This window comes from Pseudomonas graminis (assembly GCF_900111735.1).
GTDB lineage: Bacteria > Pseudomonadota > Gammaproteobacteria > Pseudomonadales > Pseudomonadaceae > Aquipseudomonas > Aquipseudomonas graminis.
Genome location: NZ_FOHW01000007.1, coordinates 102993 through 128554, shown reverse-complemented (window position 1 = coordinate 128554; position 25562 = coordinate 102993). Strand labels below are relative to the sequence as shown.

Genomic DNA, 25562 nt, shown 5'->3' with positions numbered 1-25562 from the left:
TCAGTGGATAGGGTGTTATGTCCGGAAAAGCGCAACAGCAGTCTCGTATCAAAGAGTTGATTACCTTGGGTCGTGAGCAGAAGTATCTGACTTACGCAGAGGTCAACGACCACCTGCCTGAGGATATTTCAGATCCAGAGCAGGTGGAAGACATCATCCGCATGATCAACGACATGGGGATCCCCGTACACGAGAGTGCTCCGGATGCGGACGCCCTTATGTTGGCCGACGCCGACACCGACGAGGCAGCCGCTGAAGAAGCCGCTGCTGCGTTGGCTGCGGTTGAGACCGACATCGGTCGCACGACTGACCCAGTGCGCATGTATATGCGTGAAATGGGTACCGTCGAGCTTCTGACACGTGAAGGCGAAATCGAAATCGCCAAGCGTATCGAAGAAGGCATCCGTGAAGTGATGGGCGCAATTGCGCACTTCCCTGGCACTGTCGATCACATTCTCTCCGAGTACACCCGCGTCACCACCGAAGGCGGTCGCCTGTCCGACGTCCTCAGCGGCTATATCGACCCGGACGACGGCATCGCGCCGCCAGCCGAAGTCCCGCCGCCAGTCGATCCGAAGGCCGAGAAGGTCGAAGGTGCTGACGACGAAGAGGAAGACGCGTCCGACGATGAAGAGGACGAGGTCGAGAGCGGCCCGGACCCAGTCATCGCCGCCCAGCGCTTCGGTGCGGTTTCAGACCAGATGGCCATTGCCGTCAAGGCGCTGAAAAAGCACGGCCGCGGCAGCAAGCAGGCCAACGCTGAACTGCTGGCTCTGGCCGAGCTGTTCATGCCGATCAAGCTGGTTCCAAAACAGTTTGAAGGCCTGGTTGAGCGAGTTCGCGGTGCCCTCGAGCGTCTGCGTGCACAAGAGCGCGCCATCATGCAGCTGTGTGTTCGTGATGCACGCATGCCGCGCGCCGACTTCCTGCGCCAGTTCCCGGGCAATGAAGTTGACCAGAGCTGGACCGATGGGCTGGCCAAAGGCAAAAGCAAATACGCTGAAGCCATTGGTCGTCTTCAAGCCGACATCCAGCGTTGCCAGCAGAAGCTGACCGCGCTGGAAGAAGAAACCGGCCTGACCATCCTGGAAATCAAGGACATCAACCGTCGGATGTCGATCGGTGAGGCCAAGGCCCGCCGCGCGAAGAAAGAAATGGTTGAAGCCAACCTGCGTCTGGTGATCTCGATCGCCAAGAAGTACACCAACCGTGGCCTGCAATTCCTCGATCTGATCCAGGAAGGCAACATCGGTCTGATGAAGGCGGTCGACAAGTTCGAATACCGTCGTGGTTACAAGTTCTCGACGTACGCCACCTGGTGGATTCGTCAAGCGATCACGCGCTCGATCGCTGACCAGGCACGCACCATTCGTATCCCGGTGCACATGATCGAGACGATCAACAAGCTCAACCGTATTTCCCGCCAGATGTTGCAGGAAATGGGTCGCGAACCGACGCCGGAAGAGCTGGGCGAACGCATGGAAATGCCTGAGGACAAGATCCGCAAGGTATTGAAGATCGCTAAAGAGCCGATCTCCATGGAAACCCCGATCGGCGATGACGAAGACTCGCACCTGGGTGACTTCATCGAAGACTCGACCATGCAGTCGCCAATCGATGTCGCCACGGTAGAGAGCTTGAAAGAAGCGACGCGCGAAGTGCTGTCGGGTCTCACCGCCCGTGAAGCCAAGGTTCTGCGTATGCGTTTCGGTATCGACATGAACACCGACCACACCCTTGAGGAAGTCGGCAAGCAGTTCGATGTTACCCGTGAACGTATCCGTCAGATCGAAGCCAAGGCGTTGCGCAAGCTGCGTCACCCGACGCGTAGCGAACACCTGCGTTCGTTCCTCGACGAGTAAGCGAAGCGTCATACCAAAACCCCCGGCATTGCTGGGGGTTTTGCGTTTTAAGGAATAAATTTCCGGCAGAGTGCCACTGTTGTCCAGCCCGACTACACTCGGTTGATTCTCATCCATGAATCACCGAGGCTGCCATGATCTGGATGCCGGCCATTGCTCTCTTATGCGTGCTCGCCCCCGCTGCTGTCACTGCCCAGGCATCGCTTTACGACGGGGAAAACGGGCAAACGATTCAGCAAGAGTGGCTACCCGGCGAGGATATAGAGTCCGGAGAGGCAGCCGGGATAAGCCGCCATCTTCCCACGGAGTTGAGCAGCGACCGATTCGTCGGTGTCGATCAAAGTCGCCAACCCGAACAGTTCAGCGGACTGGATGATCTTCCCTCCGCATCACAGGCGGACACCCACTCCAGTGAGCGCAGCAAGCTCTGGCACGAATTTCTGCTCATCGGACTTCCAGGATTATTGTTCCTGACGACGGTGCTGGCCATCGTAGTGCGCATCAACCGCCGTCTCAGTTCGGAAATCTCACGCCGAATTTCCCTGGAACAGGAGCTGCGCAGCAGCGAATACCATTATCGCGGGATGATCGAGAGCCTTTCGGCAATCGCATGGGAAGCCAATACCCAAGACTATTCCTACAACTACGTCTCGCCCCACGCGCAGGAATTGTTGGGGTATCCGCTGCACCAGTGGCGAAGACCCGGATTCTGGCGAAGCATCGTCCACCCGGAGGACGTCGACGACGCACAGGCCTACTGCGACCGGGAGGTAGCGAAAGGCAATGATCACAGCCTCGATTATCGAGTCCTGAGCGCCGACGGCAGGGTGGTCTGGATTCGAGACATCGTGAGCATGATCGGCTATGGCCGAGAGCCCGTGATGCGCGGACTGATGATCGACATCAGCGAAGCCAAGCAAACCGAAGAGGCGCTGCGTCTTTCAGAAGGGAAGTTCGCCTCGGTGTTCGCGCAGTGCCCCGACATGCTGGTGATTGCACGCCTTTCCGACGGCTGCTTTTTGGAGGCCAATCCGGCATTCGCGGAGCAGATCGGCGTCAGTCCGGCCGACGTTGTCGGACGCGTGCCTTCCGAGCTGGATATATGGGGCATTCCCGACATCGGGCACAGCCTGCTGCAACGCCTTCAAAGGGGCAGCATTCGCAATCTGGAAATGCCATTTCGACGCAGTGATGGCCGCCTGTTCACCGGGCTTCTGTCAGCCGAACCCTTTGATCTGGATTCCACTGCCGCAGTGGTTCTAGTGGTGAGGGACATCACGCCGCTCAAGGAGGCCCAGCAACAACTGCAAATGTCCGAAGAGAAATTTGCCAAAGCGTTCCACTCCTCTCCCGACGGCCTGCTGATTACGCGGCAGAACGACGGCCTGCTGGTGGAGGTGAATGACGGTTTCAGCCGCATTACCGGTTATCACAGCTCGCTGTCGCTGGACCGCACAACCCTTGACCTGAACATCTGGGTAGACCTGAACGAGCGACAGCAACTGCTTGAGCAATTGAGGCGTGATGGGTTCGTGAAGGACTTCACCAGCCACATTCGTCGCAGAGATGGTCAGATCCGCCTGTGCGAGATTTCCGCGCGACCACTGCCGATTGCCGGTGAGGACTGCATGCTCACCATCGCGCGCGACATCACCGACCGCCACCAGATGCAGGAAAAGCTGCAACTGGCCGCGACGGTGTTCGAGAGCACTGCGGAAGGCGTGTTGATTACTGACACCCGGCAGCGGATCAACGCAGTCAACCGGGCCTTCAGCGAGATCACCGGCTACAGCGAACAGGAAGCGCTCGGCGACACGCCACGATTGCTGGCGTCCGGACTCCACGACAGCGCGTTCTACGCCGCCATGTGGTACCAACTGACTGCAGAGGGCCATTGGCAGGGCGAAATCAGCAACCGGCGCAAAAATGGTGAGATCTATCCGAGCTGGCTGACCATCAGCGCTGTGCGCAATCGCGATAAGTTCATCACTCACTTCGTCGCGGTGTTCGCTGATATCTCCAGCCTGAAGCAGGCTCAGGCCCGGCTGGATTATCAGGCGCACCACGATCCCTTGACCGGCCTGCCGAACCGGACGCTGTTCGAAAGCCGGCTGCACGCCGCGCTGGCTCACTCAAGAGCGGCTCACAGCCTTGGCGCGGTGTTGTTTCTGGATCTGGACCGCTTCAAGCACATCAACGACAGCCTCGGCCACCCGGTCGGCGATCTGTTGCTGAAAAGCATTGCGGTGCGCCTGAAGGAGAATCTGCGCGACATCGACACCGTCGCGCGACTCGGCGGCGATGAATTCATCATCCTGCTGCCCGGCCTGCAGAACCCCGGTGACGCCGAAGCCGTCGCAACCAAGCTGCTCAACAGCTTTTCGGCGCCGTTCCAGGCGGGCGAACACGAATTCTTCATGAGCACCAGCATCGGCAGCGCATTGTTTCCCTCCGACGGCGCCGATGTGGCCACGCTGATCAAGAATGCTGACGCAGCGATGTATCGCTCGAAGGCCAAGGGCCGCAACCGCGTCGAGCACTACACGCGCGATCTGACCGCTCAGGCCAGCGAGCGGATTGCCCTGGAGCACGAACTGCGGCGCGCCATCGAGCGTAACGAGTTCACCCTGTCCTACCAGCCCAAGATCAGTTTGCTAACGCAACGGCTGGTTGGCGCCGAAGCGCTGATACGCTGGTTCCACCCCACTTTCGGCGACGTCCCACCCGAGCGATTCATTCCGCTGGCAGAAGAAAACGGCATGATCCTGCAGATCGGCGAATGGGTGCTCGATACGGCCTGCCAGCAATTGCACGAGTGGAACCAGCGCTACGACGTGTTTGGCCCCCTGTCAGTGAACCTTGCCGGCGCGCAGCTGCGTCAGCCCAACCTGGTCAACAGGATCGAGCGTCTGCTGCTCCAGCACCGGTTACAGCCAGGCTGTTTGCAGCTGGAGATCACTGAGAGCTTCATCATGTCGCAGACCGAAGAAGCGCTTTCAGTGCTGCATCGCTTGAAAAAACTCGGCGTGCAGCTGGCGATCGACGACTTCGGCACCGGCTACTCATCGCTCAGTTACCTCAAGCGACTGCCGCTGGACATCCTCAAGATCGACCAATCGTTCGTGCGCGGATTGCCTGACGACCCCCACGATGCGGCCATCGTCCGTGCCATCATCGCGTTGGGCCGCAGCATGCAACTGACCGTCATTGCAGAAGGCGTCGAAACCCTTGAACAGCAGCAATTCCTGGCAGACGAAGGCTGTGAACAAATCCAGGGCTACCTCGTCAGCCTGCCGTTGCGCGCAGAGGAATTCTGCGCGACGTTTCTTCGCACAACCGTTTCGGACTTTTCGGATAGCACAGCGCGTAAACCGTCGTTATAATCCGCGGCCTACTGAGGGCCTATAGCTCAGTTGGTTAGAGCAGGGGACTCATAATCCCTTGGTCCACGGTTCGAGTCCGTGTGGGCCCACCAAATAAAAAGCCGCGCATTGCGCGGCTTTTGTGTTTTCGAAAGTCTGGAATCGCAGAACGTCATTCTTCGCGCGAAACTTCCTCCGAATTCTCGGCCCGTTACGGCCTTCCGGCCGGCAGTCACCTTCATACCAACCGTCGCCTAGCTGCTTAATCGAAATGCCGAGCTACTGCGAACTTAAGTCAAAAAGCTGCGGGAAAGTGGCCATTTCCCCCGTGGCCGAATCAACCACCAGTCCCTTGATACGGTCAACACGAAAGGTTCGTGGCTCGCCCCGAACGTGGCAGTAACCGTTGAAGTAAATGCGCCTCGAGTCTCCCTTGGAAACCACCTTCCGCACCGTAACTTCACGATCCGATTCGCCTGTATCGAAGCTGCGGTAAGCAAATCTGATACGCCGCTGCCCTTGCCAGAGCACCAGCCCCCCTTCCACGAAGCCATCAGCCGACTTCGAAGATCTTTGGCGCGAGGGCCGGGAAGCGCGGATGTCCGACTTGGTTTCTCGGACTGCTCGATGGTAGGCAATCGTCTCGATGCACCATCCAGATAAGGCAAATGTCGCAAGCACAAGCGCTGCAACCAAGGCTCCTCCGGACCAATCGAAATACCACAAAATCAGCAGATCAATAACTGCTACGCCACCCATGAGGGTCTTGAGTATTCAGGTTTTTTGCTCATGAACGTTCCTTGTAAAGGTGCCCACTAGGGCTGATTTCCCCGCACTCCATTGCAGGACTATTGTGATGATTGGTAGAGCCAAGTTGCTAAGGCGCTACCTCTGCTCGTTTTAGTTGCCTAGACCTGCGCCCAAGTCGCTAGCTGAGGCTCCTGTCTGGACGACTTTTCCCCAGTATCGTCAGAGGTACAGTACCGGCTTTTTCGTACTAAGGCGGCACACCGACCGTAAACCCAATCCCCTCAATCAATCACCACATGCGGCAAAAACCGGCTGCTGTCCTTGGTGATCAAACTGTCGTCTTCACGAATCCCGATCCCTGAAGCAGTATCCCCCACCACCCACGATCCGATCAGCGTGTAGCTATCTCCGAAGCGAGGCAACGGCGCGAAGGCTTGCAGGATGTAGGGTGCATCGTTGTACGGGCCATCTTCGAAGATGACCTGATCGCTCGGGGTGCGGATTTCGATGTTGGCGCCTTCGCGGGAAAAGTACGGCTTGCGCACCCAGCCCTTTGGCACCGCAGATTGCGGGTGCTTATCCACAAAGGACGGCAGCAGATTGGGGTGCCCTTCGTTGAATTCCCACAGCAACGGCAGGATGCCTTTGTTCGAAATGATCGCCTTCCAGGCCGGTTCGATGAACTGCGTGTCGCACTGGGGGATGGCCTGGCCGTGGGGCTCATGGAAGACATGCTCCCAGGCATGCAGCTTGAAGATGCGCTCGATCCAGCGGCCTTCGAGGTCGACGAATCTGCCGTGGGCGTTCAGGCCGATGTCTTCGATGTCGATGTGGCGGGTTTCGATGCCGACATGCTCAGCCATTTTGCGCAGGAATTCAGTCGTTCCTCGGTCTTCTATCGAACCTGACATGCACGAGAAGTAGAAGGTCCCGCCCTCTCTGATCGCCGCAAACGCCCGAACCAGGTCCTCCGCCATCGAATTGAACTGCGAAGCATGGGCCGGCAATACGCCGCGCTGGATCTGCTCCTCAAGCCAGATGAGCTGAAACGCGCCCGCTTCATACGCCGACGTAGGCGTGTCCATGTTGGCTTCCAGCAGCTTGGCCGGGTTTATGCCGTCATAGCTGAAGTCAAAGCGGCCATACAGATGCGGGTGCCCTTCCTTCCACGAGGTGCGGACCAGATCGAAGAACGCCGGCGGAATGGCCAGCCGGGTCAGCAGTTCTTCACTCTCGACGACCTTTTCCACGACGTCCAGGCACATGGCATGAAGCTCCTGGGTTGGCGCTTCGATGTCGCGTGTGATCTGCGCTTCGGTGAACTGGTAGTAGGCCCGTTCGTCCCAGTAGCGCTCGCCGTCGATGGTGTGAAAGTTGAAACCCTCACGCTCGGCCGTCTGGCGCCAGTCAGGACGTTCCTGAATGCTGATCCTTTTCATGGGAAACGTCCCTGTTATCCGCCGAAGCTTGAACCGCTGCTTTTGCCACCCCAACCGCTGCGAGCGGTGGCCTGGCTGCCGAAACCGCCACGGGAAACAGACGACGAGACGGAGGAGTTACGGCCAAGGGTGCTTTTGCTGTAAGTGCCGGTCGAGCTGCTTCGAGCTTGGGTAGAGTTGCCGAAGGTTTTGCCCCGCTCGATCTGGCGCGACAGCGTGGAATACCCATATCCACCCCGCGAGTCCCGCTCCTGGTAGATGGGTTGAGCATAGTAACGACCGCCACCGCCGGTGAATCCGTTGACCATGTTGCTGACGAGCATGCCCATCAGGAAGCCGTTCACCCCGGAACCGAAGCCACCACCACCGCCACCGGACTGGTTAGCCTGTGCCTTCGCTGCGTCGACCTGGGACTTGGGAAGCTCACCGGAAACTTCCAGCTGGAAACCGCCGAGCTTGGGCGTGAACTTGCCATCGGCGTTCTGCTGGCAGTAGTCAGGGACAAAATCCGCTTCGCAAGCCGTCTTGTCGTCGTAGGTCGGGGCAATGCGGCGGTGTTCCGCCAGCGCGCTCATATAAGCGTCCGAGCAGATGTCGACCGGGACTTTCTGGTCAACGCAGGACTGAACCGACGGGTAGGTCTGCTGCGCGGAAACTTCAACGGTATCGGATTTGCTGCACGCGCTGATCGCCAGCGGCAGGGTGCTGGCCAGGACCAGCTTGAGGGAACTACGTCTCATCGATAACTCCTTTCGATAACGGGCGATCAGGTCGACGGCGTCATGCAGGCCGAGTTGAGAAAACCGACACTGATCGAGACGCTGGCGGCGTAGATGGCCGCGGCAAGCTCGCCTCGGGTGATGCGTGCTGAAAGATCCTTGAGCACCATGCTGGTGGCGGTGAAGGCCAGCAGCTGTACGACTGCCGCAATCACTGCCCAGATCACCACATCAAGTACGCTGATGCTGTAGGTGATCACGTTGCTGGCAGGCAGGGCGAAACCGATCAGCGCACCGCCAAGAGCGACGGCGGCGGCGACATTGCCCTCACGGATCTGGGCGAATTCCTTGTGCGGCGTCAGACGCGTGTAGGCCATCTGAAACAACGAGAACAATCCGCCGGCCACAATGATGTAGACCACAAAACTCAGCAACGACTGGAAGCTGACAGACATACGAAGCGCTTCAAGCATTTTTTACTTCCTTTTAAATGACGGTGAAATCAGTGGACTGCAGGGTCACGCCGACCGACGTGGTAAAGGAAACAACGCCCTCCTCGTCTTCCTCGACAGACAGCAGCAGAAACTCGCGGCGGTCTACCAATCCGGTGTCCCGCGCGTACAACATACTCAAGTGCTTGATGCGGTAGGCACCGTCGGGGCTGACGACGTGCTCGTCCATGGGCGTGAGTTCGGTCTGGCCTTGTTCCGTGCCCCACTGACGACCGTATTCCCAGCCGTCATGTTCGAACACCGGCAGACCGACTTTGGACGAAGGCCCCACCAGACGCTTGAGCTCCGCCTCGCTGTTTATCGTGACGGCGCTGCTGTAGCCGAACAGGATGATGTCCTGGACGTCTTCAGCGGCAGGCCCGTTCATCATCACCTGCAGCCAGTAATCTTCGTCCTCGAAGTAGAAGCGCACCAGACGTACCGATTGCCCCAAGTCGACCTGCCCCACTGACCAGACCACTTCTTCGTTGGGGACCACCAGCTCCGAATGGCCGTCGAGCATCAGCTTGAGGGAGTCGTCGAGGTCGAGCATACGACCGGTCGCCAGCCCGAACGGATTAGCCAGGGCCGCATTGGCAACGGAGTTAGAGCCGGCCGGCGGAATGGGCGACTCCAGGCCTAAAGCGCGTTTGATCCAGCTCATGTTTCATCTCCTTGAATTCGCGCCGAGGCGATCTGAAAAGTTCTGCCACTCACTGCGCCGGACCTCGCTCGACAAGCCGCCGCGAGTGCATCAGCCAGGCCGTCACAATACCGGCAAGCGCGCCGCATAGGTGTGACTCAATCGATACGCCGGGCACCGGAATGAAGCCGAATATTAATCCGCTGTAGCCCAGCAGGGTCACCAGCGCAATCGCGAAACTCGCCAGGCTGCGCTGATACCAGGCGCGCGCCAGCAAATACGCCCATAAGCCAAAGATCAGCCCGCTGGCGCCCACATGGATAACCGGCCGGCCAATCACCCAGACCATCAGCCCGCCCAGCACAACGATGAGCAGCACCACGCGGACGTAACGTTGAAGCCCCTCGGTCGCCACCAGCCAGCTCAGCACCACAAAAGGCAGCAGATTGCTCAGCAGGTGACGGACCGAACCATGCAGAAACGGGGAGAAAACGATGCCTTGAAGTCCGGACAACGTTCTAGGCACCAGGCCGTGGTACAGCAGGCTGTTGGCGGTCAGGGAGTTAACCACCTGCACAGCGATCATCAAAGCGGCAAGGCAGAGTATCGTCCGTAGTCCGTTTCCGATATTCATCTGCGCACCGGTAAGCCGAAAAAATGAAACCGAAAAAAAGGCAGACGGGAAATCCGGCTGCCTCTTTTTAATGGTGCTTACTGCCCAGCGTTACCGCTCTGGTTTTGCGCTTTCAATCGGGCCAGAACGTCAGCCGCACCGCCGGTTTTTGCGCCGATCCCGGCATCCTGAAGACGACGCTCCAGATCACCGCCATTGGCAGCCTCGGTCAGTTCATCGGCCGCTTCAAGCCTGGCGTCCTGTTCATCCTGACGCTGCTTGATACGTGCCAGCGAACCTACTGCGGTTTCGAGTCGGCCGTTGGCACCGCCCGTTGCAGCCGCCGCGTTGATCTGCGCCTTTTGCACGCTGTCGCGGGCCTTCGCCATATCGGTCTGCTGACGCAGGCCTTTGATCTGGCTCTCGGCCTTAATGACCTGTGCGGTCAGTTTCGCCACATGGACGCCAAACTGATCGGCCGCCAACTTCTCCTGGTCGCGCAGAGCCGTCAGCTCGGCCACTTTCTCGGCACACTCGAGGGCAAGGGCTTCTTCGCCTTTATTCATCGCCGCGAGCGCTTTCTGCTCCCAGTTGGCGATGTTTTTGTCGTGCTCTTCGACGCGTTGCAGCGAGAGCTTGTGCTTGGCTTTGATTTGAATCAGTTGGTTGCGCGCCGCGAGCATGGAGGCGTCGGCGTCACGGATTTCCTGGTCGAGGATTCGCAGTGCCTGGGCATCGACGATGGCTTCACCCACTTCGGAAGCCCCACCACGCAGCGCTGTGACCATTTTTTTCCAAAGGCTCATTGATGTGTCTCCCGATTACTGTGGATCAACTTTAAGAAAATCTTCGTAGGCGTCGGCCGCATGAATCACGTTTTCTGCCAGCGTGAGCACCTCGTGGACGATGACCGTCAACGAAGAGGCGCCGCTCAGTGCGCCAAACATGTTGTAGAAGGTTTCGCCGTTTGGCAGGGTCTCGATGCCGATCGATGACAACGGGAAGAGCTCCCGGCTGCGCAGCACGGCGTCGTTGAAAGCGTCCCGGTCTTTGACCTCGGAGGCGTACACCAGCACGGAATCAACCAGGATCTGGTCGCCTGCGATGGCGATGATGATTGGCAAGCCGCCGAACTGGTTCATCACCAGGCTCAGACTTGGCTCGGCGCCTTGAATGAGGGTCAGCTCGATATCTTTATCTTTAACCACGTCCAGTTCGGCGAATGCCGAGTGAAGTGTGTTGATCGTCCAATTGGTGTTCTCAGTCATGAATCCCTCCAGTTTGATCCGGTTACCCAAATAGGGCTGGCGCAGCACTTTCTCGATGTCTCTCAACACTTCCGCGTTTTCGGGAAGCACGTAGAGCTCTCTTTTCACGTAGCCGGCAGCCGTCAGCCGAGCGCGCATTTCGCGCATATAGTCGGTTGAAGTTTTCCGAGCCATTGAAGTTTTTCCTGAACATCACATGTGATAGCAACGCACCCTACGCGCAACCATCCTGATACGCAACATCTCACATGTGATGATTTTGTGAATGAGGCGACGCCGATGGTGACGCGCCGCATTTGAGAGGCTTCGGATATATTCATCTTCCCCATGGTCTGTAACCCCATGAACTCAGCCTCCCTCCCCTCCTGGCTTCGCCGCGTTCTGCGTCCACTGCTGGACCCATACCGCCGCTATCGCCATGCCCGCTACATTCACGCCGGCCGAATCGTGGTCGGACTGCTGGTGTCGATTCTTCTGACGACAGGGTTTCATCTGCCCCACGGAGAGTGGGCGTCGGTGACAATGCTGATCGTGATCGGCGGGTTGCAGCACCACGGCAACATCGGCAAAAAGTCGGTGGAGCGGGCTTATGGAACGCTGATTGGTGCGGCGCTGGGCCTGGCGGTGGTTGCGCAGGAAAGCTATCTGGGTATGCCGTTGCTGACGTACGTGGTGATGTCGCTGATCTGCGGCTTCTTTGCGTATCACGCCATCGGCAAGGGGGGTTACACGGCGCTGTTGTCGGCGATCACCCTGTTCATCGTGGCGGGCCACGGTGATAACCCGATCACGGACGGGTTGTGGCGGACGGTGGATATCCTGATCGGCATCGCCCTCGCCCTGGCGTTTTCGTTCGCGCTGCCGCTGTACGCCGTGTATTCGTGGCGCTACAACCTGGCGAATGGCCTGCGGGACTGTGCCCTGGCCTACGACCGAATCGCCAGCGGGCAGTCCATGACCGCAGATGAGCATGTGAAGCTGACCGCGCGAATGGGCGCAACGCTGTTGCAGCTGCGCTCGCTGATGCCGTCGGTGTCCAAGGAAGTGAAGATATCCATCGTTGAGCTGGACGCCATTCAGAGCCATTTCCGCATGTGCCTGAGCATCCTCGAGATTCTGTCGAACCTGCGTCCGGCAGATGCTGGCAGTACAGGGGTGACGGCGGAGCAGCGGCGGATTCGGCGCATGTTGATCGGTATGGCCCGTGCGCTGCAGACCGGTGCGACCGAGCGTTTGGAGCGGTCGACCGAGAGCTTGACCGTCGGGCCCGACGCTCCAACCGCGTCGACCGAGGTGCTGGGTTACCAGTTGATGACCCGTCAATTCACCCAGAACCTGGAAAGCCTGCAACAGCGTCTGGCGAAAACAGCGCCGGCGTGGAAAATCTGAACCACGCCAGCACGGTGATCAAAAACCGGCAGAGGATCAATAAACCGGCGGAACGACCATCTCGCGAGGTACCGGTGCGCGCAGGTAATTGGCGTTGTACTCGCGCTCCGGCAGCACCACTTGCGGTGTCTCGGTATCGCCACGCGGGATCTGCTCCAGCAGGTGATGAATGCAGTTCAGGCGCGCTCGCTTCTTGTCGTCAGCTTCGACGATCCACCAGGGCGCGACGTCCGTGTGGGAACGGGTGAGCATTTCCTCTTTTGCGTTTGTGTAGTCCTCCCAGCGACGGCGGGACTCAAGGTCCATCGGCGAGAGCTTCCACTGTTTCAGCGGGTCATGAATGCGCATCAGAAAGCGCCGGTATTGCTCGTCGTCGGTGATGGAGAACCAGTACTTGATCAGGATAATGCCCGAGCGCACCAGCATCTTTTCGAACTCGGGGACGGTGCGGAAAAACTCTTCGTACTCTTCGTCATTGCAGAAGCCCATGACCCGCTCGACCCCGGCCCGGTTGTACCAACTGCGGTCGAACAGCACCATTTCGCCAGCGGCAGGCAGGTGCGCGACGTAGCGCTGGAAGTACCACTGCGTGCGCTCGCGTTCACTTGGCGCGGTCAGTGCAGCCACGCGACAAACCCGCGGGTTGAGACGCTGGGTGATGCGCTTGATCGCACCGCCCTTGCCTGCCGCATCCCGGCCTTCGAACAGCACGACGACCTTGAGCTTCTGGCTCACCACCCAGTCCTGCAGTTTCACCAGCTCGCCTTGCAGGCGCAGCAGCTCACGGAAATACAGGCGGCGATCAATCCCTTTGGGCACCTCCTCACCCAAGTCAGCCAATAAGCCATCCAGGCGCGCGTCGTCGTACTCCATTTCCAGTTCTTCGTCGAAGCTGTCGAGGATATCGGCCTGGATGTAGCGGGCGGTTTCAGAGAAATCCAGAGTCATGACGAGGCTCCCGGCGTGGATTCAAAGGGATGGGGAGAGAATTTAGGCATGCCGGGGGTGACAGAAGAATGACAAAACCCTTACAGCGCAGAAAAGTCCTACATAACCGGCGCAAACTCCCGTACGCCCATCCCTGCTGGGCAAACAGCGACAATGACCTCGGCTGCCACCGTGCCGCCCGGTTCGAATATCACCCAAACCCCTACGGAATCTCCTAACATGCCCCGCTTGCCGAAGGAGATCCGCCCTTGCCTGACACCCGCCCACCAGCGCTCGACGACATCGATCGCAAACTGATCGCAGCGCTGCAAATCAATGCCCGGGAACCGGTCGCCAATCTGGCTCGGCAATTGGGTATCGCGCGCACGACCGTGACCTCGCGACTGGCGCGCCTGGAAAAAGCCAAAGTCATCACCGGCTATGGCGTGCGTCTGGGTCAGCGTCTGGTGGATGGCGGGTTGCAGGCTTATGTCGGGATCACCGTGCAGCCTCGCTCGGGCAAGGAAGTGTTGCGGCGACTGAGTGCGATGGCGCAGGTGCAACAACTTTGCGCTGTAAGCGGTGAGTTCGATTACGTCGCGTGGCTGCGTACCGACTCGCCGGAGCAACTGGATCAGATGCTTGATCTGATCGGCAGTGTCGATGGCGTCGAGAAGACCACCACATCGATCATCCTCAGCAGCAAGATCGACCGCGGGCAGCCGTCCTGAATGGGCCAATTCTGACAATATGACGAACCACCCCGTCACTTTGCCTGCCTTCTCGACACAACGACGGCACTCTGCGTCTTATTAACGTCTCAACTGTTATCTAGACTTGTGCCCTTTCGCGCCCCAGTCGAACAAGGTCAGTCATGAAGAACAATCGCCACCCCGCCGACGGAAAAAAACCGATCACGATTTTCGGCCCGGACTTCCCGTTCGCCTTCGATGACTGGATTGAACACCCGGCGGGCCTGGGCAGCATTCCGACGGAAAACCTTGGCAAAGAGGTGGCGATCGTCGGCGCAGGCATCGCGGGCCTGGTTGCGGCTTATGAGCTGATGAAGCTGGGCCTCAAACCTGTCGTTTATGAAGCCTCCAAAATGGGCGGCCGTCTGCGGTCGCAGCAGTTTGAAGGTGCTGAAGGCATCATTGCCGAGCTGGGCGGCATGCGCTTCCCGGTGTCCTCCACCGCTTTTTATCACTACGTCGACAAGCTCGGCCTGGAGTCCAAACCTTTCCCCAACCCGCTGACGGCGGCGTCCGGCAGCACGGTAATCGACCTGGAAGGGAGCACTCACTACGCACAAAAACTGTCGGACTTGCCCGCGCTGTTTCAGGAAGTAGCCGACGCCTGGGCCGATGCGCTGGAGGACGGCTCGCAGTTCGCCGACATCCAGCAAGCCATCCGCGACCGCGATGTGCCTCGGCTCAAGGAGCTGTGGGACAAGCTGGTGCCGTTGTGGGACGACCGCACGTTCTATGATTTCGTCGCCACGTCCAAAGCCTTCGCCAAACTGTCGTTTTATCACCGCGAAGTGTTTGGTCAGGTCGGTTTCGGCACCGGTGGCTGGGACTCGGACTTCCCGAACTCGATGCTGGAGATCTTCCGCGTGGTCATGACCAACTGCGACGATCACCAGCACCTGATCGTTGGCGGCGTCGCTCAAGTGCCTATCGGCATCTGGCGCCACGCCCCCGAACGTTGCGCCCATTGGCCAGAAGGCACCAGTCTGTCGACGCTGCACCGGGGCGCCCCGCGCACCGGGGTCAAGGGTATCAGCCGGGCCGCCAACGGCCAGTTCGCAGTCACCGACAATCTGGGTGACGTTCGCCATTACGATGCGGTTCTGGCCACGTGCCAGACTTGGTTGCTGACCACCCAGATCGAGTGCGAAGAATCGCTGTTCTCGCAGAAGATGTGGATGGCGCTGGACCGCACGCGCTACATGCAGGCGTCGAAAACCTTCGTGATGGTTGACCGGCCGTTCTGGAAGGACAAAGACCCGGAGACCGGCCGCGACCTGATGAGCATGACCCTGACGGATCGCCTGACCCGTGGCACTTACCTGTTCGACAACGGCACCTATTCCAACGGCGTGGAGAAGCCGGGGGTGATTTGCCTGTCGTACTCGTGGATGAGCGACGCGCTCAAAATGCTGCCGCATCCCGTGGAAAAGCGTGTCAGCCTGGCACTCGGGGCGCTGAAAAAGATCTACCCGAAGGTCGATATCGCCGCGCGCGTCATCGGAGACCCGATCACCGTGTCGTGGGAATCGGACCCGCACTTCCTCGGCGCTTTCAAAGGCGCGCTGCCGGGCCACTACCGCTATAACCAGCGGATGTACGCACACTTCATGCAGAAGGAAATGCCTGACGAGCAACGGGGCATTTTCATCGCAGGTGACGATGTGTCCTGGACACCCGCGTGGGTCGAAGGCGCAGTGCAGACCTCGCTGAATGCGGTGTGGGGCATCATGACCCACTTCGGCGGCAAGACTCACGCCGAGAACCCGGGCCCGGGTGACGTGTTCCACGAGATCGGCCCGATCGCTTTGCCGGAATAAGGAAGCTTCAAATGCGCGTCGCTCTCTACCAATGCCCGCCGCTGCCCCTGGATGTCAGCGCCAATCTTATGCGCCTGGAAGTTCAGGCAATCGAGGCATCGGCGCAGGGCGCGGCGCTGCTGGTCTTTCCGGAGATGTTTCTCAGCGGCTACAACATCGGTGCCAAGGCCGCGCGGGAGTTGGCGCAAGCGAGCGACGGCCCGGCTGCGCTGAAGATTGCCGAGGTCGCTCAGGCCACGGGCGTCGCGATTTTGTACGGTTACCCGGAGTTGAGCGACGACGATCAGGTTTACAACGCTGTGCAGTTGATCGACGCGCAAGGTGTTCGGGTCTGCAATTACCGTAAGACCCATCTGTATGGCGACCTGGACAACGCGATGTTCAGCGCAGGCGATGAGCACTTTCCGGTAGTGGAATTCGGCGGCTGGAAGCTTGGCTTTTTGATCTGCTACGACGTCGAGTTTCCCGAGAACACGCGGCGTCTGGCCTTGGCCGGCGCAGACCTGATTCTCGTACCGACTGCCAACATGGCGCCCTACGATTTCGTCGCGGAAGTCACCGTGCGGGCCCGCGCCTTCGAGAACCAGTGCTACCTGGTTTATGCCAATTACTGCGGCAGTGAGGGCGAGATCCATTACTGCGGTTTGAGCAGCATCTGCGCGCCAGACGGTCGCCAAATCGGCCTTGCCGGTCAGGATGAGGCGCTGGTGATGGCGGACCTGGACCGTGAATCGATGAGCGAGTCGCAGGCGATCAACACGTATTTCAAGGATCGTCGGCCGGGGTTTTATTCCGGCCTGGGTAAGCCGTAGGTCAAACGCCCAGCGTCGCCACTGCGCACGCCCCACCCTGCACGCGCGTTATCCGCTAGCATGGCCGCTCAGTCATCAAACATCACAAGCGCCATGCCCAACCCCATCAGCCGACGATCCCTGACCCTGCCCAACGGCTTGAACGTGGTGCTTGTTTCGGCCCCACGATTGAAGCGTTGCGCGGCGGCATTGCGGGTGGCGGCAGGCAGTCATGATGTCTCGGCCCGCTGGCCGGGGCTCGCGCATTTTCTCGAGCACCTGTTCTTTCTCGGCACCGAGCGCTTTGCAGCCGACGAAAAGCTGATGGCATTCGTGCAGCGCCACGGCGGGCAAGTAAACGCCAGCACCCGCGCGCGCACCACTGACTTTTTCTTCGAACTGCCGCGCGCCTTGTTCCCGGACGGTCTTGAGCGACTGTGCGAAATGCTCGCCCATCCGCGCATGACGATTCCCGATCAGTTGCGGGAGCGGGAGGTGTTGCACGCGGAATTCATCGCCTGGTCGCGGGACGACGCCTCTCGTGATGGGCTGAAACGTCTGCAGCCCTTGTCGGCCTTGCATCCCCTGCGCGGGTTTCATGCAGGGAATCGCTTCAGCCTCCCGGTTCCGCGCCAGGCATTTCAGCATGCGCTGCAGGATTTCTATCGACGGTTCTATCAGGCCGGGCAGATGACGTTGAGCCTCGCGGGGCCTCTGCCGCTGGATGAACTGGAGGGGTTGGCAGCGCACTCTGGCGCGTTTTTCGCTAAAGGCAGCCGTGTCGAACAGCAGCGACCGCCTGCGCTGCTCACTGATGCACCGAAGCCAGTCGGGGTACCTGATCAACGACGGATGCATCTGACTTTCGCATGCGAAGGTTTACCGCCAGGGCAGGAACAGGCCGCAGCCTTTCTCTGCACCTGGATGAATGACGCGCAAGGGGGCGGGCTGGTGGCGGAGCTGCGTGACCGAGGCTTGATTGACTCGCTGAAGGCCGAGGTCATGTATGAGTTTGCCGGCCAGGCAGTCATCGACATTGAGATCGCATTGGCCGCGAAGACACCTGTCGCGTCATCTCATGTGTCAGCAATGGTGTTCAGTTGGCTTGCCTTCTTCAAATCCCAGTACAGCCCGTTGTTCGACGAATACGCGCGGCTGGAACAGCGGCGTCTTGCCGTCAGCGGTGCACTGTCGTTGGCGCGGTATTTCAGCGCTGAACCTGATATGGCGGGGCTTGCAACAGGGGCGGTCGATGCGCTGCTGAACCAACTAACGCCGTTGACACTGTTGCAGGCAGAAGCCCGGTCCCCGCGGTACGACACCTCAAGCGTCGATTGGCGGCTGCCCGAACCCAATCCTTTTCTAAAGCAGGCAACGCCGGCCACCGCGCCGACCTCGCACCTGCCTGCGCTGACATTCAGCGAGGCGCTGCCAGCAAACGGCGAGGCCGCCTTGTACCTTCGGTGGACGCTCGTCGCTGCGCCACCAATGCTTGCACGGATGCTGGAAGCCAGCCTGAAACCGCTGATGGCCCAGGCCAGTCAAGCGGGAGTCTCGTTGGCATTCAGTTCCTACGGCAGGTTCTGGCAGTTGAAAGTCTCCGGTTTGTCGGAGCCGCTGCCCTCCGTGGTGGAACAGGCGCTGATTCTGATCGTGCAGCCGGGTGCGCAAACCCTGGCGCGCTACGGTGCGCCAGCTCATGAACCGGCCGTCATCCCGATACGTCAGTTGCTGAAGACCTTAGGTGATCATTATTTGAACAACTTAGTCACCCAGCAGACTGACGATCTGCCGCGCGTCTGGGCTGAGGCGCTCTGGACAGGGCTTGCCACGGGTTTCACACCCTCAGCGCGAAATGCGTTGAACCACGCCACGCGGCTCATCCCCGGTTTGCCGGAAGGTTCGCCACGCACAACACCTCGAGCAACAAGCACACGGTGGGAAATCGAAGCGTCGGAGTCTTCCGAAGTTGCGCTGCTGATGTTCTACCCGACACCCTCCGATTCTCTCCACGACGAAGCGACGTGGCGACTCTTCGCACAGCTGATGCAGGCGCCGTTCTACCAGCGCCTGCGGGTCGAGCTGCAGTTGGGTTACGCCGTTTTCAGTGGTTTCCGACAGATCGCTGGCCAGGGCGGTCTGTTGTTCGGCGTGCAATCGCCCAGCGCGAGCGCGGAGCAACTGGTTGCGCATATCGAGACCTTCATCGAGGGTCTGCCGACATTGATCAACGCCGCAGACTTACCCTCCCAAGTACAAACCCTGCAGGATCAGCTCGAAACGGCTGACATGGAGCACCCGCAAGCGGCCGATCTGCTCTGGCAAGCGCACCTGGCCGGCCACGGCAATGATTACAGCGCCGGCCTGCAACATTCCCTTGCACATCTTCAACGCGCCGAATTGCTCGAAGCCGCTCATCGGCTGGCGCATCCGGACAGCGCCCGGCTCTGCCTGTCCAACCGCTCTAGCCCGTTCCCGCCCGTACCCGCCGTGGGCTGAAAACAGCTGATCGTTGCCCGTTGTGCAAGGATCTTTATCGGATATTTCATCGTTGACCCTCCGATAATTTTAGTAACATAGCCCCCTAAGCATTTGAACGTCTCCGCTCGCAGGAGCACTAACGAATGTACTCACCCACCGCTGCACTAACCCAGAAGGAGTCAACTATGTGGACTAAACCTGCTTACACTGATCTGCGTATCGGCTTTGAAGTCACCATGTACTTCGCAAGCCGTTGATTGTTGCGCGGTGAGAAGCCTCGGTTCGCCGGGGCTTTTTTATTAACGCGATTCTGATTTCAGGGCCGGCCTGGCCCGTCGCTACGGGGTTTACATGCACATCCAGATTCTCGGTTCCGCCGCCGGCGGTGGTTTCCCTCAGTGGAACTGCAACTGCGCCAATTGCGCAGGCTTTCGCGACGGCAGCTTGCGGGCCCACGCGCGCACCCAGTCGTCCATCGCGCTGTCGGACGACGGGGTGAACTGGATCTTGTGCAACGCCTCTCCCGACATTCGCGCCCAGCTCCAGGGGTTCGCCCCGATGCAGCCCAATCGCGGCCTGCGCGACACCGGGATCAGCGCGATCATTCTGATGGACAGCCAGATCGACCACACCACCGGGCTGCTGAGCCTGCGTGAAGGCTGCCCGCATCAAGTCTGGTGCACGGACATGGTCCACGAGGACTTGAGCACGGGTTTCCCGCTGTTCAACATGCTCAAACACTGGAACGGCGGCCTGGCCTGGAATCGCATCGAGCTGGAAGGCAGTTTTGTGATTCCGGCCTGCCCGAATCTGCGCTTCACACCATTTCCACTGCGCAGCGCGGCACCGCCCTACTCGCCACACCGATTCGACCCACACCCGGGCGATAACATCGGCTTGATGGTCGAGGACCTGAGCACGGGCGGCAAACTGTTCTACGCGCCGGGCCTGGGCAAAGTCGACGATGCCCTCATGGAAAAAATGAGCGGCGCCGACTGCCTGTTGGTCGATGGCACGATGTGGGATGACGATGAAATGCAGCGTCGTGGCGTCGGAACCCGTACCGGAACGGAGATGGGTCATCTGGCGCAAAACGGTCCCGGCGGCATGCTCGAAGTACTGGAAAAGCTGCCGCAACAGCGCAAGGTGCTTATCCACATCAACAACACCAATCCGATCCTCGACGAAGACTCGCCCGAGCGCGCTGAACTGGCGCGGCGAAACGTCGAAGTGGCGTTCGACGGGATGAGCATCGAGCTGTAGGAAAGCGCTTTCAGTAAACCGCGCCCCACATTCGTTAGGAAGAGTGCCGACATGAGCGATGCAACGCCGCTGTCCCCCGCTGAATTCGAACAGGCCCTGCGCGCCAAGGGTGCGTATTACCACATCTATCATCCCTTCCATGTGGCGATGTACGAAGGGCGCGCGACCCGCGAGCAGATTCAGGGCTGGGTCGCCAATCGGTTTTACTATCAGGTGAATATCCCGCTGAAGGACGCTGCGATTCTGGCCAACTGCCCGGACCGGGAGATTCGCCGTGAGTGGATTCAGCGCTTGCTGGATCATGACGGCGCACCCGGTGAAGACGGCGGCATCGAAGCCTGGCTGCGTCTGGGTCAAGCGGTGGGTCTGGATCCTGACCAGTTGCGCTCGCAGGAACTCGTCCTGCCCGGCGTACGATTTGCCGTCGATGCCTACGTCAATTTCGCCCGTCGCGCCAATTGGCAGGAAGCGGCGAGCAGTTCGCTGACCGAGCTGTTCGCGCCGCAGATTCACCAGTCGCGTCTGGACAGCTGGCCGCAGCACTATCCATGGATCGACCCGACCGGCTACGAATACTTCCGCACCCGCCTGGGTCAGGCGCGCCGCGACGTCGAGCATGGTCTGGCGATCACGCTGCAGCACTACACCACGCGGGAAGGCCAGGAGCGCATGCTGGAAATTCTGCAGTTCAAACTCGATATTTTGTGGAGCATGCTTGATGCCATGAGCATGGCATACGAGCTGAACCGCCCGCCCTATCACAGCGTGACCGACCAACGCGTCTGGCACAAAGGAATCGCCCTATGAGCTTCAATCGTGAGCAGGTGCCCAACTGGCGCCGCGGTTATCGTTTCCAGTTCGAGCCCGCGCAAAACGGTCACGTGCTGCTCTACCCCGAGGGCATGATCAAGCTCAACGAGAGCGCGAGCGCGATTGGCGGCCTGATCGATGGTCAGCGCAGCGTCGGCGCGATCATTGCGCTGCTTGACGAAAAATTCCCCGGCGTTTCCGAGCTCGGCACTGATGTCGAGCAATTCATGGAGGTCGCCCGTGCAGAACTCTGGATCGAATTTGTCTGACTCAGTGAACACCCCGTCCGACATCTACATTCCGCCCACGCCCCCGGTCGGGCTGCCGCTGTGGCTACTTGCCGAACTGACGTATCGCTGCCCGCTGCAATGCCCGTATTGCTCAAACCCACTGGATTTCGCCAAGCAGGGCCAAGAGCTGACCACTGAGCAGTGGTTCAAAGTCATGGCTGAAGCCCGGCAAATGGGCGCGGCGCAGATCGGCTTTTCGGGTGGCGAGCCACTGGTGCGTCAGGATCTGGCCGAGCTGATCGCCGAAGCGCGGCGGCTGGGCTTTTACACCAACCTGATCACCTCCGGCATCGGCCTGACCGAGCAGAAGATCATCGACTTCAAGGAAGCCGGGCTGGACCACATCCAGATCAGTTTCCAGGCCAGCGACGAGCAAGTGAACAACATGCTCGCCGGCTCGAAAAAAGCCTTCGCGCAGAAACTGGAAATGGCCCGCGCCGTGAAAAAGCATGGCTATCCGATGGTCCTCAACTTCGTGACCCACCGGCATAACATCGACAGGATCGACAAGATCATCGAGCTGTGCGTGGCGCTGGAAGCGGACTTCGTGGAGCTGGCGACTTGTCAGTTCTATGGCTGGGCGCACCTGAATCGTGTGGGCTTGCTGCCAACCAAAGACCAGCTCGTGCGTGCCGAGCGCATCACTAACGAATATCGGGTCAAGCTCGCCGCTGAAAACCACCCGGTGAAGCTGATCTTCGTCACCCCCGATTACTACGAAGAGCGCCCAAAAGCGTGCATGAATGGCTGGGGCAATCTGTTCCTGACCGTGACGCCGGATGGTACTGCGCTGCCCTGCCATGGCGCGCGGCAGATGCCGATCCAGTTTCCCAACGTGCGCGATCACACGATGCAGCACATCTGGTATGAGTCGTTCGGCTTCAATCGTTTTCGCGGTTACGAGTGGATGCCAGAGCCTTGCCGCTCCTGCGACGAGAAGGAAAAGGACTTCGGTGGCTGCCGGTGTCAGGCGTTCATGCTCACCGGCGACGCGAGCAACACCGACCCAGTATGCAGCAAGTCACCGCAGCATCACTTGATCACCCAAGCCCGTGATGAAGCCGAGTATGCTAGCCAGACCATCGAGCAACTGGCCTTCCGCAATGAACGAAACTCACTCCTCATCGCCAAGTCCTGACCTCCTTTCTGCCGCCCAGGCTGTGGCGGCAGGCACCGATTTCGCCGAACTCGCTGTCAGCCCTGCGGGGCTTTTCTGGAGTGAATTCCGCCCGCAGGATGCCGCCACACGCATCTGGCGCTGGCAACACGGCGCAACTGCTTGCCTGACCCCCGAAGGTTTCAGCGTGCGCAGCCGGGTGTATGAATACGGCGGCGGGTCGTTCTGCCTGACTGACGAGGCCGTGGTGTTCGTCAACGAAGCGGACCAGCAGATTTACCTCCAGCCCTTCGACGCTCAAACCCCTCACCCCCTGACCCAGGGCGACAAACTCTTTGGAGACGTCCGCTATGCGCGTGGGCAGATTCTGGCGGTCGAGGAGGATAAGGACACCCATCGGCTGGTCGCGATCGACGTCGCCGACGGCCGCCGCCATGTGCTGGCCGAAGGCGCCGATTTCTATGCATCTCCCACCGTCAGCCCGGATGGCAATCGCCTGGTCTGGATAGAGTGGTGGCGGCCCCACCAGCCGTGGACGTCCACCCGACTGATGAGCGTCGAACGCCAGGCCGATCTCGCGTGGGGCCGGCCGCACTGTCTCGCGGGCGGGCTGGGGCTGGAGTCGCTGCAGCAACCCCGCTTTGATGAGGCGGGCCGCTTGTATTCCCTGACCGACCGCGCCGGATTCTGGCAGCCGTGGGTAGAGACGCTGGATGGCTTTGAAGCACTGCCCACCGCCACTGCCGATCATGCCTCAGCGCCGTGGCAGCTGGGTGCGTCGACCTGGGCGCCGCTGAAAGACGGCGCGTACCTCGCCGCCTGGTTCGAGGACGGTAAAGGCCTCCTCGGCGTTCGCTCGGCGCAGGGTTCAGTTGACGATTTCAGCGGCGATTACAGCCGTTTCAGAAGCCTGGCGGTTGACGCGAACTATATCTATTGCATCGCGGCCTCGTCCGTCAGCCCCTCTGCGGTGATTGCCATCAGCCGCACTGACAAGCGCGTTCAGGTATTGGCCGGTGGCGTCAGCCCGCTTCCCGTCGAGCGCATCAGCCAGCCGCAAACCTTGCGCTACCCGAGCGGTTCCAGCGAAGCCCACGGGTATTTCTATCCAGCCATGAATGGCGATGAAAAGCCGCCGCTGGTGGTGTTTATCCATGGTGGGCCCACTTCCGCCTGTTACCCCGCGCTGGACCCGCGCATTCAGTTCTGGACGCAGCGGGGCTTCGCCGTCGCTGACCTCAACTATCGCGGCAGCACCGGTTATGGCCGCGCCTATCGCCAGGCACTGTTTCTGGAATGGGGCGTCGTCGATGTCGAAGACGCCTGTGCAGTGGTTGAATACCTGGGCAATCAGGGCCTGATCAATCCGGCAAATGCGTTCATCCGAGGCGGCAGTGCAGGTGGCTACACGACGCTGTGCGCACTGGCATTCAAGGATGTGTTCCGCGCAGGGGCAAGCCTTTACGGAGTGAGCGACCCGCTGGCGCTGGCGGAAGCCACGCACAAGTTCGAGGCGGATTATCTGGACTGGCTGATCGGTGACCCCGACGTCGACATGGCGCGCTACCGTGAGCGCACGCCGCTGCTGCATGCCGACCAGATCAAAGTCCCGGTGATCTTCTTTCAGGGCGAACTCGACGCCGTGGTCGTCCCCGCCCAGACCCGCGACATGCTCAATGCGTTAGTGGAAAACGGCATCCCGGCGGAAGGGCATTTCTACCCTGACGAACGCCACGGCTTCCGCAAAGCCGCCAACCTGGCCCATGCACTGGAAACCGAATGGGCGTTTTACCGGAAGGTGATTGATGGGTGATTTGAGGTTATCCAGGTCGCGCGGATTCCGGTAGGACGGGCTTTAGCCGGGAATTGGCCAGATGGGCTGTCAAGGGGACAGATTAATTTACGGTGAAGCGTTGTAAATAAATCAGTCCCCTTCAAAAAGTCCTGGCCCCTTCGCGAGCAAGCTCGCTCCCACGGGGTATTGCGATACACGCCACATTTCTGTGGGGCATCGCCAGTTTCACAGGTGTACGCAGTCGCCTGGTAGGACCGGCTTCAGCCGGGAAGAGGTCGGTGGATGCAACGATCAATTTGCGGTGTGGCGATTGAAGCCTTCCCGGCTAAAGCCGGTCCTACAAGTCGGAGGAGGGCGTTGAGCCCTACCAGAAAATCTGTGCCGCCCCAGAACAGAGCGGCGAGTAATCCCAAAACAACGTCCATCCCTGATCTTCCCGATCATAAAGTCCGACGTCGGACTCTATGTCAGGTGACCTGAGACAGGAAGCGCGGTGTTTAACGGATCAGGTTACTTGCGACTGACAATGATGTAGATCGCATGGATGATCCCCGGGATGTAGCCCAGCAGGGTCAGCAGGATGTTCAGCCAAAAGGCACCGGCGAAGCCGACTTGCAGGAACACGCCCAGGGGTGGCAGCAGGATGGCGATGATGATGCGAATGATGTCCATGGGTGGAGCTCCTGATCAATGGCCCAATGGGGGCCGCACAGCTAATCGACCCTAGGCCGTTACAGGGGTTCCGCAGCGCCTGTCATCACGCCATTGCCTTCCCGCATCTGCATAAAGCGAAACGGCCGACGGCGTTGCACTTTTCCGGAATGCAGAAAAAAGAAAACCCCGCCTAAGCGAGGTTTTCCAGACTGTTTCCCATGACTTCCATTTCTTCCCGCCATCCTGGCAGGCAATCCCTTACGTGTCCCTGTTATCTGTTGCGCGTCCTGCGCTACGTCCATGTGAGTAGATTAAACTTGGATCCACTG

The 25562-nt window shown here is 59.7% G+C and carries 22 protein-coding genes, 1 tRNA gene and 1 pseudogene; 14 read left to right on the top strand and 10 right to left on the bottom strand.

Annotated features, from left to right (window positions below):
• The first annotated feature begins 17 nt into the window (after window positions 1–17).
• The 3 genes and pseudogenes from rpoD (at window position 18) to BMY98_RS07745 (ending at window position 5337) form a co-directional block, all read left to right on the top strand.
• Window positions 18–1862: an RNA polymerase sigma factor RpoD gene (rpoD, locus tag BMY98_RS07755; protein ID WP_074886946.1), complete on the top strand. Its 1845-nt coding sequence runs from the start codon at window positions 18–20 to the stop codon at window positions 1860–1862.
• Window positions 1863–2302: 440 nt separating this feature from the next.
• Window positions 2303–5245: pseudogene (locus BMY98_RS07750) on the top strand (sensor domain-containing protein); the annotation flags it as partial.
• 15 nt (window positions 5246–5260) lie between these two features.
• Window positions 5261–5337: transfer RNA gene (locus BMY98_RS07745), tRNA-Ile, on the top strand.
• A gap of 166 nt (window positions 5338–5503) precedes the next feature.
• Here BMY98_RS07745 and BMY98_RS07740 read toward each other — a convergent pair.
• The 8 genes from BMY98_RS07740 to BMY98_RS07705 all read right to left on the bottom strand — a co-directional run bounded on the left by BMY98_RS07740 (window position 5504) and on the right by BMY98_RS07705 (window position 11321).
• The gene (locus tag BMY98_RS07740; RefSeq protein ID WP_074886942.1) at window positions 5504–5983 is read right to left on the bottom strand and encodes a WYL domain-containing protein; all 480 of its coding nucleotides are present in this window, start codon (window positions 5981–5983) and stop codon (window positions 5504–5506) included.
• Between the two features lie 272 nt (window positions 5984–6255).
• Complete coding sequence (locus tag BMY98_RS07735; RefSeq protein ID WP_074886940.1) at window positions 6256–7413, bottom strand: glutathionylspermidine synthase family protein; 1158 nt, start codon at window positions 7411–7413, stop codon at window positions 6256–6258.
• A gap of 14 nt (window positions 7414–7427) precedes the next feature.
• Window positions 7428–8153 (bottom strand): DUF1190 domain-containing protein, encoded by a 726-nt coding sequence (locus BMY98_RS07730; protein WP_074886936.1) that lies wholly within the window; start codon window positions 8151–8153, stop codon window positions 7428–7430.
• A 26-nt stretch (window positions 8154–8179) separates the two neighbouring features.
• Window positions 8180–8605 carry a DUF350 domain-containing protein gene (locus BMY98_RS07725; protein WP_074886933.1) on the bottom strand — a complete coding sequence of 142 codons (426 nt, stop codon included), beginning with the start codon at window positions 8603–8605 and terminating at the stop codon, window positions 8180–8182.
• 13 nt (window positions 8606–8618) lie between these two features.
• Window positions 8619–9287, bottom strand: coding sequence for a DUF2491 family protein (locus tag BMY98_RS07720; RefSeq protein WP_074886930.1), 669 nt, complete (start codon window positions 9285–9287; stop codon window positions 8619–8621).
• Between the two features lie 49 nt (window positions 9288–9336).
• Window positions 9337–9900 (bottom strand): rhomboid family intramembrane serine protease, encoded by a 564-nt coding sequence (locus tag BMY98_RS07715; RefSeq protein WP_074886928.1) that lies wholly within the window; start codon window positions 9898–9900, stop codon window positions 9337–9339.
• Between the two features lie 77 nt (window positions 9901–9977).
• Window positions 9978–10685 carry a PspA/IM30 family protein gene (locus BMY98_RS07710; protein ID WP_074886925.1) on the bottom strand — a complete coding sequence of 236 codons (708 nt, stop codon included), beginning with the start codon at window positions 10683–10685 and terminating at the stop codon, window positions 9978–9980.
• 15 nt (window positions 10686–10700) lie between these two features.
• Window positions 10701–11321, bottom strand: coding sequence for a YjfI family protein (locus BMY98_RS07705; protein WP_074886922.1), 621 nt, complete (start codon window positions 11319–11321; stop codon window positions 10701–10703).
• Between the two features lie 168 nt (window positions 11322–11489).
• Here BMY98_RS07705 and BMY98_RS07700 point away from each other — a divergent pair, with 168 nt between their 5' ends.
• The gene (locus tag BMY98_RS07700) at window positions 11490–12536 is read left to right on the top strand and encodes an FUSC family protein (RefSeq protein ID WP_074886919.1); all 1047 of its coding nucleotides are present in this window, start codon (window positions 11490–11492) and stop codon (window positions 12534–12536) included.
• A gap of 36 nt (window positions 12537–12572) precedes the next feature.
• On the opposite strand, the gene ppk2 is transcribed toward BMY98_RS07700, so the two are convergent.
• On the bottom strand, window positions 12573–13484 hold the full coding sequence (gene ppk2, locus BMY98_RS07695) for a polyphosphate kinase 2 (protein ID WP_074886916.1): 912 nt from the start codon (window positions 13482–13484) through the stop codon (window positions 12573–12575).
• 248 nt (window positions 13485–13732) lie between these two features.
• Between ppk2 and BMY98_RS07690 the strand changes: the two genes are divergently transcribed.
• The 10 genes from BMY98_RS07690 to BMY98_RS07645 all read left to right on the top strand — a co-directional run bounded on the left by BMY98_RS07690 (window position 13733) and on the right by BMY98_RS07645 (window position 24597).
• On the top strand, window positions 13733–14194 hold the full coding sequence (locus tag BMY98_RS07690; RefSeq protein ID WP_074886913.1) for an Lrp/AsnC family transcriptional regulator: 462 nt from the start codon (window positions 13733–13735) through the stop codon (window positions 14192–14194).
• Between the two features lie 143 nt (window positions 14195–14337).
• Window positions 14338–16032 (top strand): flavin monoamine oxidase family protein, encoded by a 1695-nt coding sequence (locus BMY98_RS07685; RefSeq protein ID WP_074886910.1) that lies wholly within the window; start codon window positions 14338–14340, stop codon window positions 16030–16032.
• 11 nt (window positions 16033–16043) lie between these two features.
• The gene (locus BMY98_RS07680) at window positions 16044–16844 is read left to right on the top strand and encodes a carbon-nitrogen hydrolase family protein (RefSeq protein WP_074886907.1); all 801 of its coding nucleotides are present in this window, start codon (window positions 16044–16046) and stop codon (window positions 16842–16844) included.
• Window positions 16845–16937: 93 nt separating this feature from the next.
• The gene (gene pqqF / locus BMY98_RS07675) at window positions 16938–19322 is read left to right on the top strand and encodes a pyrroloquinoline quinone biosynthesis protein PqqF (RefSeq protein ID WP_074886904.1); all 2385 of its coding nucleotides are present in this window, start codon (window positions 16938–16940) and stop codon (window positions 19320–19322) included.
• Between the two features lie 167 nt (window positions 19323–19489).
• On the top strand, window positions 19490–19561 hold the full coding sequence (gene pqqA / locus BMY98_RS07670) for a pyrroloquinoline quinone precursor peptide PqqA (protein ID WP_008365141.1): 72 nt from the start codon (window positions 19490–19492) through the stop codon (window positions 19559–19561).
• Between the two features lie 94 nt (window positions 19562–19655).
• On the top strand, window positions 19656–20567 hold the full coding sequence (pqqB, locus tag BMY98_RS07665; RefSeq protein WP_065991311.1) for a pyrroloquinoline quinone biosynthesis protein PqqB: 912 nt from the start codon (window positions 19656–19658) through the stop codon (window positions 20565–20567).
• Window positions 20568–20618: 51 nt separating this feature from the next.
• A complete protein-coding gene (gene pqqC, locus BMY98_RS07660) occupies window positions 20619–21374 on the top strand; it encodes a pyrroloquinoline-quinone synthase PqqC (protein ID WP_074886902.1) in 756 nt (251 codons plus the stop codon).
• On the top strand, window positions 21371–21646 hold the full coding sequence (pqqD, locus tag BMY98_RS07655) for a pyrroloquinoline quinone biosynthesis peptide chaperone PqqD (RefSeq protein WP_074886899.1): 276 nt from the start codon (window positions 21371–21373) through the stop codon (window positions 21644–21646). Before pqqC ends, pqqD begins: the two co-directional genes overlap by 4 nt.
• Window positions 21591–22805: a pyrroloquinoline quinone biosynthesis protein PqqE gene (gene pqqE, locus BMY98_RS07650; protein WP_175514150.1), complete on the top strand. Its 1215-nt coding sequence runs from the start codon at window positions 21591–21593 to the stop codon at window positions 22803–22805. Before pqqD ends, pqqE begins: the two co-directional genes overlap by 56 nt.
• Window positions 22771–24597 (top strand): S9 family peptidase, encoded by a 1827-nt coding sequence (locus BMY98_RS07645; protein WP_074886894.1) that lies wholly within the window; start codon window positions 22771–22773, stop codon window positions 24595–24597. The genes pqqE and BMY98_RS07645 overlap by 35 nt, the downstream gene beginning before the upstream one ends.
• A 492-nt stretch (window positions 24598–25089) precedes the next feature.
• On the opposite strand, the gene BMY98_RS07640 is transcribed toward BMY98_RS07645, so the two are convergent.
• A complete protein-coding gene (locus BMY98_RS07640; protein ID WP_037019089.1) occupies window positions 25090–25251 on the bottom strand; it encodes a YqaE/Pmp3 family membrane protein in 162 nt (53 codons plus the stop codon).
• Between the last annotated feature and the right edge of the window lie 311 nt (window positions 25252–25562).

Coding starts and splice junctions, on each gene's coding strand:
- rpoD (WP_074886946.1), top strand. CDS start 18: ATGTCCGGAAAAGCGCAACAGCAGTCTCGTATCAAAGAGTTGATTACC.
- BMY98_RS07740 (WP_074886942.1), bottom strand. CDS start 5,983: ATGGGTGGCGTAGCAGTTATTGATCTGCTGATTTTGTGGTATTTCGAT.
- BMY98_RS07735 (WP_074886940.1), bottom strand. CDS start 7,413: ATGAAAAGGATCAGCATTCAGGAACGTCCTGACTGGCGCCAGACGGCC.
- BMY98_RS07730 (WP_074886936.1), bottom strand. CDS start 8,153: ATGAGACGTAGTTCCCTCAAGCTGGTCCTGGCCAGCACCCTGCCGCTG.
- BMY98_RS07725 (WP_074886933.1), bottom strand. CDS start 8,605: ATGCTTGAAGCGCTTCGTATGTCTGTCAGCTTCCAGTCGTTGCTGAGT.
- BMY98_RS07720 (WP_074886930.1), bottom strand. CDS start 9,287: ATGAGCTGGATCAAACGCGCTTTAGGCCTGGAGTCGCCCATTCCGCCG.
- BMY98_RS07715 (WP_074886928.1), bottom strand. CDS start 9,900: ATGAATATCGGAAACGGACTACGGACGATACTCTGCCTTGCCGCTTTG.
- BMY98_RS07710 (WP_074886925.1), bottom strand. CDS start 10,685: ATGAGCCTTTGGAAAAAAATGGTCACAGCGCTGCGTGGTGGGGCTTCC.
- BMY98_RS07705 (WP_074886922.1), bottom strand. CDS start 11,321: ATGGCTCGGAAAACTTCAACCGACTATATGCGCGAAATGCGCGCTCGG.
- BMY98_RS07700 (WP_074886919.1), top strand. CDS start 11,490: ATGAACTCAGCCTCCCTCCCCTCCTGGCTTCGCCGCGTTCTGCGTCCA.
- ppk2 (WP_074886916.1), bottom strand. CDS start 13,484: ATGACTCTGGATTTCTCTGAAACCGCCCGCTACATCCAGGCCGATATC.
- BMY98_RS07685 (WP_074886910.1), top strand. CDS start 14,338: ATGAAGAACAATCGCCACCCCGCCGACGGAAAAAAACCGATCACGATT.
- BMY98_RS07680 (WP_074886907.1), top strand. CDS start 16,044: ATGCGCGTCGCTCTCTACCAATGCCCGCCGCTGCCCCTGGATGTCAGC.
- pqqF (WP_074886904.1), top strand. CDS start 16,938: ATGCCCAACCCCATCAGCCGACGATCCCTGACCCTGCCCAACGGCTTG.
- pqqB (WP_065991311.1), top strand. CDS start 19,656: ATGCACATCCAGATTCTCGGTTCCGCCGCCGGCGGTGGTTTCCCTCAG.
- pqqC (WP_074886902.1), top strand. CDS start 20,619: ATGAGCGATGCAACGCCGCTGTCCCCCGCTGAATTCGAACAGGCCCTG.
- pqqD (WP_074886899.1), top strand. CDS start 21,371: ATGAGCTTCAATCGTGAGCAGGTGCCCAACTGGCGCCGCGGTTATCGT.
- pqqE (WP_175514150.1), top strand. CDS start 21,591: ATGTCGAGCAATTCATGGAGGTCGCCCGTGCAGAACTCTGGATCGAAT.
- BMY98_RS07645 (WP_074886894.1), top strand. CDS start 22,771: ATGAACGAAACTCACTCCTCATCGCCAAGTCCTGACCTCCTTTCTGCC.
- BMY98_RS07640 (WP_037019089.1), bottom strand. CDS start 25,251: ATGGACATCATTCGCATCATCATCGCCATCCTGCTGCCACCCCTGGGC.